The sequence below is a fragment of the Luteolibacter arcticus genome, assembly GCF_025950235.1.
Classification (GTDB): domain Bacteria; phylum Verrucomicrobiota; class Verrucomicrobiia; order Verrucomicrobiales; family Akkermansiaceae; genus Haloferula; species Haloferula arctica.
The window spans coordinates 277204-290699 of the sequence record NZ_JAPDDT010000005.1 but is presented as its reverse complement, the minus strand read 5'-3'; the positions used below and the strand labels follow the sequence as shown (position 1 = coordinate 290699).

The 13496-nt window shown below is 64.8% G+C and carries 10 protein-coding genes; 6 read left to right on the top strand and 4 right to left on the bottom strand.

What is annotated here, in order from left to right:
* Positions 1 to 48: 48 nt before the first annotated feature.
* From OKA05_RS14300 to OKA05_RS14285, 4 genes are all read right to left on the bottom strand, one after another.
* Positions 49 to 870, bottom strand: coding sequence for a hypothetical protein (locus tag OKA05_RS14300; protein ID WP_264487841.1), 822 nt, complete (start codon positions 868 to 870; stop codon positions 49 to 51).
* A 140-nt stretch (positions 871 to 1010) separates the two neighbouring features.
* The gene (locus tag OKA05_RS14295; RefSeq protein ID WP_264487840.1) at positions 1011 to 1424 is read right to left on the bottom strand and encodes a hypothetical protein; all 414 of its coding nucleotides are present in this window, start codon (positions 1422 to 1424) and stop codon (positions 1011 to 1013) included.
* Positions 1421 to 2089, bottom strand: coding sequence for a DUF2306 domain-containing protein (locus OKA05_RS14290; RefSeq protein ID WP_264487839.1), 669 nt, complete (start codon positions 2087 to 2089; stop codon positions 1421 to 1423). The genes OKA05_RS14295 and OKA05_RS14290 overlap by 4 nt, the downstream gene beginning before the upstream one ends.
* A gap of 51 nt (positions 2090 to 2140) precedes the next feature.
* Complete coding sequence (locus OKA05_RS14285) at positions 2141 to 3475, bottom strand: sulfatase family protein (protein ID WP_264487838.1); 1335 nt, start codon at positions 3473 to 3475, stop codon at positions 2141 to 2143.
* A gap of 137 nt (positions 3476 to 3612) precedes the next feature.
* Here OKA05_RS14285 and OKA05_RS14280 point away from each other — a divergent pair, with 137 nt between their 5' ends.
* The 6 genes from OKA05_RS14280 to OKA05_RS14255 are packed head-to-tail and all read left to right on the top strand — an operon-like array spanning position 3613 to position 13495.
* The gene (locus OKA05_RS14280) at positions 3613 to 4596 is read left to right on the top strand and encodes an AAA family ATPase (protein ID WP_264487837.1); all 984 of its coding nucleotides are present in this window, start codon (positions 3613 to 3615) and stop codon (positions 4594 to 4596) included.
* A 4-nt stretch (positions 4597 to 4600) separates the two neighbouring features.
* Positions 4601 to 5683, top strand: coding sequence for a DUF58 domain-containing protein (locus tag OKA05_RS14275; RefSeq protein ID WP_264487836.1), 1083 nt, complete (start codon positions 4601 to 4603; stop codon positions 5681 to 5683).
* Positions 5684 to 5687: 4 nt separating this feature from the next.
* Positions 5688 to 7781, top strand: a complete 2094-nt coding sequence (locus tag OKA05_RS14270) for a vWA domain-containing protein (protein ID WP_264487835.1) — start codon at positions 5688 to 5690, stop codon at positions 7779 to 7781.
* Position 7782: 1 nt separating this feature from the next.
* Positions 7783 to 9939 (top strand): vWA domain-containing protein, encoded by a 2157-nt coding sequence (locus tag OKA05_RS14265; protein ID WP_264487834.1) that lies wholly within the window; start codon positions 7783 to 7785, stop codon positions 9937 to 9939.
* A 20-nt stretch (positions 9940 to 9959) separates the two neighbouring features.
* On the top strand, positions 9960 to 12842 hold the full coding sequence (locus tag OKA05_RS14260; RefSeq protein ID WP_264487833.1) for a DUF4175 family protein: 2883 nt from the start codon (positions 9960 to 9962) through the stop codon (positions 12840 to 12842).
* Positions 12839 to 13495 (top strand): DUF4159 domain-containing protein, encoded by a 657-nt coding sequence (locus OKA05_RS14255; RefSeq protein ID WP_264487832.1) that lies wholly within the window; start codon positions 12839 to 12841, stop codon positions 13493 to 13495. The genes OKA05_RS14260 and OKA05_RS14255 overlap by 4 nt, the downstream gene beginning before the upstream one ends.
* Position 13496 lies beyond the last annotated feature (1 nt).

The following is a 13496-nucleotide window of genomic DNA, read 5'->3' as shown; positions in this document are numbered from 1 at the left end:
GGCTGCGAGCCCATGGACGGGGTGCCGGGGCCATGGTACCCGTCGCGTCTAGCAGACCACCTCCGGCCTCGGTGCCTCGACTGCCGGCGGACATTCCTCGATGGTCCGCCGGATGCGCGCGTGGGTCCGGGCGATCATGTCGGCCTCATCGCGCAGGCCGCCGAGGATTTCCTGTAGGCGCTGGCCCGGCAGCTCGCCGGGATCTTCCACTGTCTCCCGCTCCGTGGGATCGGAACCGAGTCCGAGGATCTCGGCATGAACCTGATAGAGCGAGGTGTAGGCGTGAAGGATCGCGGCGTGGGATTCGCGCCGGGCGCTCTCCAAGCGCTCCAGTTGCGTGGGCTGACGTGAGGTCAGGATTTCGCCGAGTCGTTCTTCGCGCGCCCGGATGCCGGTGATCTCGCGGCAGACCTCGGCACAGATGCCGTCCACGCCCTTCTCCACTTCCTGCGCGAAGACGGCGAAGTGTTGGCCGCGATGGACGTCCTTCTCGATCTTTTGCTTGAGGAAGAGGAAACGGCCGAGACAGAGGGAATACTGAGGCAGGCCCTTCGACTCCAGGCTGCCGATGATGCGCTTCAGCTCCTGATCCTGAGCCGCATTGCTCTCCCCGATCAACTCGCGCAGGCTGGCCGCGTCCACGGCGGGCCGTCGCTTCTTCCAATACCGCGAGACCAGCGCCACGGTCGCGCCGAGGAGAAGGACGAAGCCGGCCACGCCCGCATCCAGCGCGAAACCCATCGCGCCCGCTCCGAGCAGAGGCAACCACGTCAGCGGCGAGCGCAGCATGGTTTCCCGGCTCCGGTCCCTGATCCGGACATCGTCCATCGGGAAGGTCGGGGCCACGGCGAACAGGGTTGAGGGGTCCATGAGTGAGTTCCTCCTTTGCCGGCGAGGCTACGATCCGGCGTGAGGACCCGGCGACTACATTCGGCCTGCCACTTCGGAGTCGCTGGAACGTTCGCAGGGCGTTGCTCTTCATGGAGGTCAGGTCTTTCTAACAAGTCTCCTTACAACGGCTTGGCCGGCTCGACCTTGGGTAGAAGCGCTGGAGCGAAACGCGGGTCTTCATAGGCGGGGTGGTGCTTCCCGGTCTTCGCATCGAGAAGGAAGATCTGCTGGTCGGAAAGGCGGACGTAGCCCTGCAACTGCGGCGATACCTTTGGATTCCGCGAGGGGGAAATGGTGAAGGGAAGGCGTGACTCTTCTTTCACCAGCATCTGAGGTTGGAACTCGAGCTGATGGCTCGGCCCGGGCGCGGCTCGCGAGAAGCTACCGCTCATCCGGTTGACCTTCGCGTAGATCTCGGTGGCGACCTTTCGCTTCGCCAAGTCTTCGGCAGTGGAGGCGGGAGCTTGGGGTGGGGCGGCTTGCAGCAGCGCCGTCACGGCGACGAGCGCGAGGATGGATGATTTCGTTTTCATGAGACGGATGGAATGGGGGAAGAAATTGCGGAGCTCCGGGAGCGGCGGCGGAGGACCAGCTCGGCGACCGCGGCATTGCCGAGGACGCTGAGCCACAGCGAAGTCACGTAGTTCGTCTCCTCGGCCAGCCCGAGCTGGAAGAAGACGAGGTGAAGGATGCGGAAGGTGATGGCGCTGGCGGCGAAAGCGAAGGAGCGCGTCATCCACCCGCGATGGGCCGCGAGGTCGCGCGAGCCACCGATCATGGAGGTCACGCCGCGCAGGGTGGTGTGGAACGTGGCCGCGCCTAACAGGAGGAAGCCCGCCTTCCCCAGGACTCCACCTTTGGCATGGAGCGCCAGATACATTCCACTGGGACACACTAGGATCAGCATGGTGGCCGCATAGATCCTGCCGCTCCAGCGATGGAGTTTGGGAAAACCGCGGAGCACCATGCGGGAGAGCTGCGGCAGGCTCGCGATGAGGCAGACCACGCCGCTGGCAACGTGAACGTACAGGCAGAGAAGCCAGACCGGTTGTTCGCCGATGGCCCCGCGCTGCCCGATGAAGATTCCTTCGCCGCCGGGGCCGAAATCCGCGACCGTATTTGTCACGATGAGCAGCGCCCCGGTCAGGTAGGCGAGCCAACCGATCCACCGGAACGCGGAGATGGCGATGGGAAACACGAGGGCATCATGCCCGTCATCGAAGCCAAGCGCTGTAAATCGCAGGTAAATTCAGCGTGCTGCCACCTTGAGAGTCCTGAAGCGCTCGCGCATCGCTTCCAGTCGCTTCGGCTCGGTCGTCGCGAGGTTGGCTTGCTCCCCGGGATCGTTCTTCAAATCGAAGAGTTCCTCGTAGCCGCTATCCGGCCAGAATATGTATTTCCAATCCCGCGTAACCAATGCTTCCGAGGCCGGGATGAAGTCCTTGTCGCGGATCACGGCGTGCTCGTAGAAGAAGTCTTCGCGCCACGGGGGATTCTCGGGTGCGAGGTAGAGCGGGGAGAAATTGCTGCCCTGCATCGTGGCGGGCGCGGTCTTCTCCGCGGCGGCCAGAATGGTGGGAGCAAGGTCGACATTGAGGACGAGGGCATCATTCGTGGTCCCGCGCTTTTCCGGTGCCAATCGCGGATCCCGCACGATGAGTGGAACACGGATGGACTCCTCGTAGGGATACCATTTGTCGGCCAGCCCGTGTTCGCCGTGGAAGTAGCCATTGTCGGTGGTGAAGATGACTAGCGTCTCTTCTAACAAGCCCTGCGACTTCAGCTCGTCCAGCACGCGGCCACAGGCGGTGTCCACCTCCGAGACGAGACGGAAGTAGTTCTTCATGGAGGTCTGGTATTTCTCCGGGGTATCGAAGCGCAGGTGCCAGCGCCGGCGACCTTCGTTCTTCTCGCTCGCCACGCCGGGCGGCAGCTTGGCGAAGGTGTCCGCCACCGTCGGCACCGTGATGTCCTGATAAAGCGCCGCACTCTCCGGCTGCGGACGATATTGATCCGGATGGCCGTCCTCGGCGTGTGTGGCGAAGAAATTCACCGCTAGGCAGAACGGCTTGTCCTTCGGTCGCTCGCGCAGGAAGTCGAGCGCATCGGTCTCGTTCTTGCGGGTGACGTGGATCTCGTTGCCATCCTCCTGCTTGAGGAAATGCGTGCCGGAGTAGCTGCGGGCGAAGTCGAAGCGGCCCGCCTGGAATTTGCCGCAGTGCCATTTGCCGACGTGGCCGGACCACCATTCTGCTTCGCGCAAGATGCCCGGCCAGGTTTCCTCCCACGGCGTCCGGAAGGCGTCGAAGCCGCGGTTCCCATGGCGCGACATCCATTGGCCGGTCAGCATTGTGGCCCGGCTCACGCCGCAGATGGAGGTGGTCACGCAGGCCCGGGTGAAGCGCACGCCGTCCTTGGCCAAGCCATCGAGCCGCGGCGTTTTCACCACCGGATGGCCGGCGCAGCCGAGCGTGTCGTGGCGCCAGTCGTCGGCATAGAGCAGCACGATATTGAGCGGCTTGGCTCCTGCGGAAAGGGTCAATGCGAAACCAACCGCGAAAATGGAAAGGAAACTGCAGCTCATCTCTGATTATAAGGTTACGCGCCGAGAGGCCGGTTCGTTCTGTGAAGGGCGAATGAACTTCCTGTGACAAAAGGTTTCATTCTTGCCACTAGGAAAGACGGCTTCCAGCGTCAGTGGACTTATTAAGTTAAAATGCCATGAGCTCCCCCGGAAGTAAGACCGATGATGTGGCCCGCGCCTCGAAGGCGATCATGGCCGAGCTGGCAAAGGTCATCGTCGGCCAGGACGATATTGTCCGCGGACTGGTCGCGTCGCTCTTTGCCAATGGCCACTGCCTCCTGATCGGCGTGCCCGGTCTCGCGAAGACCCTGCTGGTGCAGTCGATTGCACGCGTGCTGGGCGTCGATTTCAAGCGCATCCAATTCACGCCGGACCTGATGCCCTCGGACATTCTCGGCTCTGAGGTCATCCACGAGCACCAAGGGCGCATGGAATTCCAATTCCGCCCCGGCCCGGTATTCACGAATCTCCTGCTGGCGGACGAAATCAACCGCACGCCGCCAAAGACCCAGTCGGCCCTGCTGGAGGCAATGCAGGAGCGCCGCGTCACCACCGCCGGGCAGAACCGCCTGCTGCCGGATCCTTTCCTCGTCGTCGCCACGCAGAATCCGATCGAGCACGAAGGCACCTATCCGCTGCCGGAAGCGCAGCTCGACCGTTTCATGTTCTCGCTCGATCTCGGCTACCCGTCGCGGTTGGAGGAAATCGACATCGTCCGCCGCACCACCATCGGCGAGACCGCGGAGCTGGCGACGGTCATCACCGGTCAGGATATCCTCGGGATCCAGAAGCTCGTCCGCGCGATGCCGGTGGCAGATCACGTGCTCGGCTACGCGGTGGATCTCACGGCCTCGACCCGGCCCAATTCCGGAAAGAAAACCGCCGACACCTACATCGAGTGGGGCGCGGGCCCACGGGCGTCGCAGTACTTGATCCTCGGTGCGAAGGCCTTCGCGATCATGGAAGGCCGCGCCGCGCCGGAGGCCTTCGACGTGAGAAAGGCGGCACCGATGGTGCTCGGCCACCGCATCGTGCCGAACTACCGCGCCACCGGGGAAGGACTGAAGGCCGCCGATCTCGTCCGCACCTTGATCGGCGAAACCAAGGAACCGACCTACTGAGGCCATGGCCACGCCGATCCCCGAGCCTCGTGGCGAGCCGACCGTGCTGGGCGCGCGCTTCGCGTCGGCGCTGCAGAGGGCGACGGCGGGGTCTCCGCCTCCCTTTCCCAAATCACTGCCAACGACACCCCCGCCGTTTCCCACCGCCATCACTCCCGATGCCGCGGCGGAAAGGAATCGCGAGCATCAGGCGCTGCGCCTGCTCAATCAGGCGGAGCTCGAGCGCTTCAAGAACCTCATCGTTTTCGCGAAGACCACCGTCGAAAGCCAGTTCAGCGGACGCCACAAGTCGCCCGACCTCGGCAGCGGCGGTGAATTCGCCGAGTACCAAGCTTACCTGCCCGGTCTGCCGGTCCACGCGATCGACTGGCGCATTTACGCACGCACCCGCAAGCTGGTCATCCGGCGCTACCGCGAGGAGACCGACATGGATGTCCACTTGCTGGTCGATGCGTCCGGCTCGATGGATTTCCTCGGCGGTGGCAGCGAAAACAAGGGCCGCCGGGCCGCCCGCATCGCCGCGGCGCTCGCCTACCTGATGATGAAGCAGGGCGACAAGGCTTCGCTCACGCTATTCGCCGACCGCGTCGTCGATCACTTGCCGGCCGGTGGCGGCCAGCGGCATTTGCTTTCCGCGCTGCGCTCACTGGTGCGGCCGGCCTACGGGGCCACCGGCCTAACAGATCTGCCCGGCGCGATCACCGAGTGCAGCCGGCTTTACAAGCGACGCGGGCGGCTGGTCATTCTCTCGGATTTCCTCGGCCACGATCCCGCTGAGATTTTCGATGCCCTCGGCCCGCTCATTCATCGCGGTTTCGCGATCCTGCTGATGCAGATCCTCGATCCCGAGGAACGCACGCTGCCGGATGCCCCGCTCGCGCGCTTCGTGGACATGGAGACCGGCGAATCGATCGAGGTCGAGCCGGCCGAGATCCGCGACGCCTACGCCGCCCGCGTCCATGAGCGCTGCGAGTCGCTCGCTGCCGATGGCGCGAAGCACCGCGTCGAGTTCACCTCACTCGGCACCGAGAGCCCGTATCGCGAGGCGATCGAGTCCTACCTCGGCTTCCGCACCGCCAAGAACTGAAGCCATGTCCTTCCTCAATTCCTCGCTGATCTGGCTGCTGCCGCTGGCGGGGATTCCATTCCTCATCCACTGGCTCAGCCGGCGTTTTCCGAAGCGCTTCCTGTTCTCGTCGATCGAGGACATCCGCCGCACGGTCGCGGGTCGCTCGCGCTTGTTCCGCTGGCGGCACCTGCTGATGCTGCTGTTGCGGACGCTGGCATTGCTCGCGCTGCTAGGCGCGTTCCTCAAGCCGGTGATCGCGTCCCGTGCCTCCGCTCATGGGAAGGAAGGGCGGCGCGTGCTGCTGCTGGTCGACCACTCGCTCAGCATGACCCACGCCGAGGGTGGCACCACGGCCTTGTCGCGGGCGAAGGGGGAGGCGCGGCGTCTGTTGGATTCGCTCGATCCCGCGGACCGCTTCAATGTCATCCGCGTCGATGCCTCGCCGGCGTCTGCGTTCATCGAGTTCTCCACGCTGCGCGATGCGGCAATGGCCTTCCTTGATGACTCGCCGGCACCGGTGGGCACGGCGGATTTCCACGCGGCCAACCAACTCGCCGCCGAACTCGCGCGGGATGAGAAGGGGGAGCTCGATGTCTATTACTTCTCCGACTTCCAGCGCGGCAACTGGGCGGATGTCGCCTACGCTTCGCTGCCAGCGGATGCGCGGCTGTTCTTTGTGTCCGCCACCGGGGAGAAGCAACGCGGCAACCGCGCGGTGACCGGCATCAAGCTCGCGGAAGGAGCTGTCATTGCCGGTGGCGAGATCGAGCTTTCGATCCGTGTCGCCAATCATTCGCCGAATCCGTGGAGCGGCAAGATCGAGGCGGGCTTCGATCCCGCCCATCTGCGCGAGCGGGAGATCATGCTCGCTCCGTGGTCGGAGACGGACGCGCCGCTGGTCGTGCCGGTGCCCGCTGGTGGCTTGCAGAAATTGACCGCGACGCTTCAGCCGGATGATTTGCCCGCCGATGATACCCGGAATCTCGTCGTGCAGGTGCGTGAGCGCGAGGAGGTCGTGCTGCTTACCGGCCCGGAGGCCAATGGAGGAACGCCTGCGCCATCGCTCTTCCTGCGGACCGCCGTCGATCCCTATGGCGGAGACAAGGGCGTGTATCGTCCGCGGCCCTTGGAGCCCGGCGGGCTGACGCCGGCGGCGCTTTCGGCCAGCAGTCGCTTGATCGCATCGCGCCTGCCGTTGTTAGGCGATGAGCAGGCGGGCACGCTGGCCACGTTCTTGCGCGGCGGGGGTGGGATGATCCTGTTCCTCGACGGCGAGTCGGATCGCGCGAATCTCGACAAGGTCTCCACGCTGTTAGGCGAGGCTTTGCCGTTGCGCCTTACGGAGAAGCTCAGCTCGGAAAACCTGCCCGGCGGCGCGATGCAGGTGGCCAGCGGCGATTTCCGCTCGCGCTTCCTGCGGCTGTTCGAGGGCGAGCGGCGGCAGAATCTTTCGCTGCTGGAATTCTACGACCTCTATCATGCCGTGCCCACCGGCACCGGTCGCACGCTGCTGAACTACGCCGATGGCACGCCCGCGCTGACCGAGAGCCAGATCGGCCTCGGCACGCTGGTGATCTGCAATTTCTCGGTCTCGGAAGCCTCGAGCAATCTCGCCCGCCAGCGGCTCTTCCCGGCATGGATCCATGAAATGCTGCTGCGCATGGGCGACACCGCGAACGCCGCGATGGAATCCTACGTCCCCGGCGACACCATCTCCGGTGAAAGCTGGGCCGCGGAAGCCACCGGGCGTGAATTCATCGTGCCGCCAAGTACGAAGCCCATCGTACGTCGCGATCCCTCCGGCGAACGGCTGCGCCTCACCTTTACCGCCACGGCTCCCGGATTCTACCGGTTGCCCGGTGGTGATGGTCGCGACCTGCTGGCCTTCGCGGTGAATCCCGATCCGCGCGAGTCCGACCTCCGCTCGATCGATCCCGCTGTGCTGCCGGACCGCGCCGGTGGCAGCAATCCGGGCGCGACCTACGTCGGTGAGACCGCGGACTACGGTATCCTGCTGCGCGGGCGACCGGTGTTCCACTGGTTCCTGCTTGGCGCGCTCGGCCTGCTGCTGATCGAGGCCATCCTGTTCAAGACCTTCAAACCGCGAACCGCCTGACGTGCTCTTCGATCCCGTCATCCCCCTGCCCTGGATCCTGCTCGTCGCCCTCGTGGTGCTGGGGCCGACCGTGTTCTTCTACTTCCGTTCCGGGAAGCGGCTGGGAGCTGCTAGAAACCTCTTCCTTCTGACGCTGAGGCTCGTCGCGTTGCTGCTGATGCTGGCGATCCTGCTTCAGCCGTATCGCGAGGAACCGGTGCCCGTGCCTGTTAGAGAAAAGTCGGTGCTGTTCGCGATCGACACCTCGGCGAGCATGGCGGAACCGCATGCCGATGGGAAAAGCCGCATCGATGCCGCGCGCGATGATCTCTCGGAGGCAGGCGTTTTCGCTGATGAGAGCGGACGCTACCGGTTCTTCACCTTCGGCGAGGATGCTGCGTCCGTGCGTGCGGAGGATCTCCAGTTTAAGCCCGCCGATGGCAAGACGACGCGCATCGACACCTCGATCGCGACCTTGCTTCGCCATGCGAATCACCCGCCGCCCGCAGCACTCATCCTGCTTACGGACGGCCACGATTTCGATCTCACTCCGCCGGGCGAGACGGCGCGCCGCACCCGCGCGCGCGGCATCCCGGTCTTCACGATGCCCTATGGCACCGCGGAGTCGGGCCGCGATGTCTCGGTGCGCATCGCGAACTACCACCCGCACACGTTCGTCCGCCAGAAGACGCAACTCGAAGCCTTCGTCCGCGCCACCGGCTGTCCGCACGAGACGCTGAGCATGGACCTGCTGTTGGGCGGCAAGCTGGTCGAGCGCAAGACCGTCGAGACCGGCAACCAGTCCTACCACAACGTCTCCTTCACCGTCTCCCACGAGGAGCCGGGACAGTTCGAATACACCTTCCGGCTGTCGCCCGTCGCCAACGAGCGCGAGCTCTCTAACAACAGCGCGACGACTTACCTCAACGTCATCTCGGAAAAGATCCGCATCCTCGAAATCGAAGGCACGCCGTTTTGGGACACCACGTTTTTGCGTCGCTCGTTCGCGCGGAACGACAAGTTCGACATCGACTCGCTGGTCGCCTTCACCGGCGATCGGGTGCGGCCGATCCGCTCGAATCCGGAACGTGTCGCCGCCGAGTTGCGTCCACCGGCGAAGGTCGAGGACCTCGTTCCCTACAACCTCGTCGTGCTGGGACGCGACGTCCAGAAGGTGATCGGCGCCGACGGTATCGCGGCGATTTATTCGTGGGTGAAGGATCACGGCGGCATCGTGGTCTTCGCGCGTGGCAAGGCATGGCCGGATGGCCAGGCGACGGGTGCCGAGCTGCCGCCGATCGATTGGGACACCTCCAATGCCCGCGGCGCGCGGCTGGAAGTGACGCCTCAGGCCGGCTCGGTGCCGGCCTTCCGCCTGCTGCGCGAGGTCGCCGCGGCGGACCAGTTTCCGGAGGTCATTGCATTCCCCGCCACTGGCAAGCCGAAGACACTGGCCACGACTTTCTCCGTCTCCGAGGACCAGGCACCGGCAGTGGTTTATCGTCGCTACGGCAGCGGTCAGACGCTGTCGCTCGGCGTCGGCAATCTGTGGCGCTGGGTCTTCAATCCGCAGGCCGAGTACGACAACAACGCGTATGACCGCTTCTGGGATCAGCTCTCGCTGTGGCTGCTTGCGAATGGCGGCGTGGCACCGCTCGAAGGCTATTCGCTGCGCGCCGATACGGCAAACCTCCCGCTCGGCGAAACGATCCGCCTGCGTTTCGGCGTTCACGGGCGCGATGCTCCGGCCGCGCCGCCGACCGTGTCGTTTTCCAAGGATGGCGCGCCCGTCACTCGCGTCGTGATGACGGCGGAGGAAAACGGCATGCTGAGCCGGGTCGAGTTCACGCCGCGCGAAACCGGCCGCTACCGTGCGGAGGTGACCGCTCCCGATGGCAAGACGCTCGGGGCGAGTTTCATCGTCTTCCGCGAGGACCTCGAGTCGGTTGAGACCGCGATGGACCTCGCCTATCTCGACGAACTCGCCAAGGCCAGCGGCGGCAGGCGGATCGATGCCGTCGAGCTCGGCCCGCTGCTGCGTGATCTCCTGCGCGAGGCGGCCGAGCAAGCGCCGCTCACCCGCCGCGTTTCGCTGTGGGACCGGCCGTGGCTTTTGCTTCTTGTGAGTTTCCTCCTCGCCGCGGACTGGTATGCTCGCCGCCGCTGGGGCCTGATCTGATTTGATTCGCTCTGATCGCCATGAAAGACGAACCGCTCCCCTCCTCATCCGTGCTCGACATGCTCCGGCGCGCTGGTGCTGTCGAGGCGCGGCATCGCGCGCTGCGGTTGGTGCTGCGCTCGCTGGTGTGGATCGCCCTTGCGGTGCCGCTGCTGATGGTGGCGGACATCCTGTTCCATTTCTCCGATGGCGTGCGGCTTGCAGGAAGCCTCGGGATCGCTGTGGCGATCGCGCTGGTGCTTGCGGTGGCCGCGGTGATCGCATGCTTCGCGCGGCCGCCGCTACTGAGGATCGCGCGCTTGTTGGAGTCGCGCGATCCGGCGCTGGGTTCGAAGCTGGTGAACCTGCTCCAACTCGATGCCAATGCGCGCTCGGCGGAGGGCTCGCCGTTGACCCGCGAGCTGGCGGGGCAGGCTGTGGCTCAGGCGGCGAGTTCGGTGGATACCGCGGCGTTCCCGGTGCTGGCGCGCGATCCGCAGCGTTTTCGCTATCTCCGCCGCGCCTTGATCGTGCCGGTGCTGTTGATGGCGATCACGTTGTTCGGTGGCTCGGATGCGCAGCGCGAGTGGCTGCGTTTCCTCGATCCCCATGGCGATCATCCGCCGCTGTCGTTCACGCGATTGGAGATCGAGAAACCCGCGGCCGGGACGTCGATCCTTTATGGCGAATCGGTGGTGGTGATGGCGCGTGCGCGTGGCCACATCCCGAAGGAGTTATTTCTCACGGCCCGGCCGGATGGAGAAGGCGCACCATTCACCGTCGCGATGATCCCGCGCGGCGACGGCACCTTCATCGCGCCCTTGGAAAAAATCCATCAGCCGCTGGAAATCACGGCGCACACCCGCGGTGAAAGCAGCCGCAGCCAGCGCCGGCGAATCGATCTCATCCTGACGCCGCAGATCGGACCCGCGATGGTGACGATCGCTCCGCCCGCCTACACGGGGCAACCGGCCCGCGAGTTGCCGTTCCGCTTCACCGGCTTGCAAGCGCTTGAAGGTACGGCGATCACCTTCCGCCTCAGCTCGAACCGGCCGCTCGGCGAGGGCAAGGTCACGCTGCTCACGGCACCCGACAAATCGGCTGACTTCCCGCTGCTGCCCGCGCCGGAAGGCCCGGAGGAAAGCGCCTCGGCATCCCTGACGGCGACCGCTTCGGGACGCCTGTCGTATTTCCTGGTGGATATCGCCGGCCACGCCGCGACCGAGGCGCCGACTTCCACCCTGACCGTGACCCGCGACCTACCGCCCGCCATCACGATCACCACACCGGAGCGCGATGCCTTCGTGGTGGAGAACCTGAAGCTGCCCTTGGTAATCGATGCCACTGATGACTACGGGCTGCGCTCGGTGCGGCTGCATGTGGGCATCGACGGGAAGTTCGGCGAGCCCGTGGTGGCGGAGTTCGACAAGCCGGACGTCCGCCGGCACCGGCTTGAGAAGAACCTCGACCTCGCCGCGCTGGGTGCCAAGGCCGACAGCGAGATCACCGTTTTCGCCGAGGCCGTGGATACCCGGCCGGAGCCGCAGATGACCCGCACCGGCACCCGCAAGATGGGCGTGATCACGGAGGAGCAGTACAATGACTTCCTCCGCAAGCGCGCTGACGTCGCGATGATCGCGGGCAAGTATGAGAGTCTGTTAGATCGCTTGCAGAAGAAGGTCGAGGCCCAGCGTGAGATCGAGGAGGCACTGAAGGAGCTGCAAGAGAAGCAGGCAAAGGATCCCGCCGACAAGGAACTCGAATCCGGATTGGCCAAGGCATTCCAAGAGCAGGACGATCTCAATCACGAGCTCGAAGCACTGGCCGAGGAGATGTCCGACTTCGGCCGCGAGGATCCGGTCTATGATTTCGAGAAGGAGTTGCAGGAGCAGCTTCACGAACAGTCCAAGACCTTGCGCGAGTCGGCGGAGAAGAACCGCCGTGAATCGGAGAAGGCGCTTGAAGCCGGGCCGCCACCGCCTCAGTCACCCACGAAGGAACAGCTCGATGGCATGGCGCAGGCCGCCCAGGCCCAGCGCGAGCGGCTGGAAGGGGAGCGCAGTGCAGCAGAGAAGGGCGTGCAGGAACCGCTGCAGGACCTCGCCCAGCTTCACGAGCTGATGAAGGATTTCAATCTCTTCAAGCAGCTCGAACAACAGCAGCGAGAACTCGCCGAGCAATCGAAGGCCTACGAAGAGAAGAAGGAACTCACCCCTGACGACCGGCTTGCGATGCGCGAGATGGGAGCGAAGCAACGCGAACTTGGCCGCAAGCTCGATGAACTCGGCCGCAAGCTGAAGCAAGACGCCGAGGCCGCGAAGGAGGAGTTCCCGCAGGCTGCCGAGAGCGCGCAGCAACTCGCCGATGCGATGGATCAGGCCGGCATGCCGGGCATGGCGAGGGATGCCGCGCAGGATATGTTAGAAGGTCGTGCCGATGGCGCTCATCCGCAGGCGCAGAAGCTTTTGGAGGAGATGGAGAAGCTTTTCGCCGAGAATGGCCAACCCGGCTTGCAAGGCGTGCAACAGGGGATGGATCAGGCGCTGCGGCTGGATCGCGGCATGAATCCCGGCGACTCATTCCGCCAGATGATGCAGTCCCTGAATTTCCGCTCCCCTGGCGGTGGCCCCTCCGGTGCCGGTGCCTCGGGCATGATGGCCGCCGGCCAGGTCCCCGGTGAGGCCGACGTGATCGGTGGCGAATCGCTGCTCGATGGTCCGCTGTCGCGGGCGATGGCCGGCCGCGGTGACCAGGGCGGCGACGGCATGCCCGGCAGCCCCACCGCGCGGATCGATGCGGCAGACAGCGGCAAGCCCGACGAACTTTCCTCGCGACGCACCGCCACGCCCGGTTCGTCCTCGCTTTTGATGGAGTATGAAAATATCGCCGACGCGTACTTCCGCCGGCTGACCACCGAGAAATGAACCGGCTTATGAAGACCTTCCTCATTCTAACAGCATTGCTCCTGTCGCGGGCCTTCGCCGTCGATTGGAACACCGAGACCATCCGCTGCGGAAACCTCGTCTATGGCGACAACCAGACCTCGGTGTGCTTCGCCGAAACCTTTCTCTCCGAGACGGCGACCGAAACGGGGCTCAAGATCGATCCGAAGTTCGCCCGCATCGCGCTCGCGACCGATGAGGTCTTCACCACGCCGCTGTGCGTGTTCACCGGCGAGGGCGATTTCAAGCTGAAGGACTCCGAGCGCGCGAACCTGCGCCGCTACCTTGAGAACGGCGGCTTCATTCTCTCCAGCCCCGGCTGCTCCAGCGCGCCGTGGAACCAAGCGTTCCATAAGGAGATCGCGCTCGCCTTGCCCGGCCATGAACTCAAGGAGATCCCGATGGATCATGAGATCTTCGCGACGGTCCACAAGATCACGAAGCTCAACGTCAAGGGCGGCGGCACCACCCGCCTGAAGGGAATCTTCATCAATGGACGCCTCGCGCTGGTGCATTCGCCGGAGGGGCTGAACAACGCCGCCAATGCCAAGGGCTGCTGCTGCTGCGGCGGAGCGGAGATCCAGGAGGCGAAGCAGGTCAACGTGAATGCCGTGGCCTATGCCCTCCTTCACTGAG

Excerpts from the sequence above, each read along its gene's own strand:
- OKA05_RS14300 (WP_264487841.1), bottom strand. The coding sequence starts at position 870 with ATGGACCCCTCAACCCTGTTCGCCGTGGCCCCGACCTTCCCGATGGAC.
- OKA05_RS14295 (WP_264487840.1), bottom strand. The coding sequence starts at position 1,424 with ATGAAAACGAAATCATCCATCCTCGCGCTCGTCGCCGTGACGGCGCTG.
- OKA05_RS14285 (WP_264487838.1), bottom strand. The coding sequence starts at position 3,475 with ATGAGCTGCAGTTTCCTTTCCATTTTCGCGGTTGGTTTCGCATTGACC.
- OKA05_RS14280 (WP_264487837.1), top strand. The coding sequence starts at position 3,613 with ATGAGCTCCCCCGGAAGTAAGACCGATGATGTGGCCCGCGCCTCGAAG.
- OKA05_RS14275 (WP_264487836.1), top strand. The coding sequence starts at position 4,601 with ATGGCCACGCCGATCCCCGAGCCTCGTGGCGAGCCGACCGTGCTGGGC.
- OKA05_RS14270 (WP_264487835.1), top strand. The coding sequence starts at position 5,688 with ATGTCCTTCCTCAATTCCTCGCTGATCTGGCTGCTGCCGCTGGCGGGG.
- OKA05_RS14260 (WP_264487833.1), top strand. The coding sequence starts at position 9,960 with ATGAAAGACGAACCGCTCCCCTCCTCATCCGTGCTCGACATGCTCCGG.
- OKA05_RS14255 (WP_264487832.1), top strand. The coding sequence starts at position 12,839 with ATGAACCGGCTTATGAAGACCTTCCTCATTCTAACAGCATTGCTCCTG.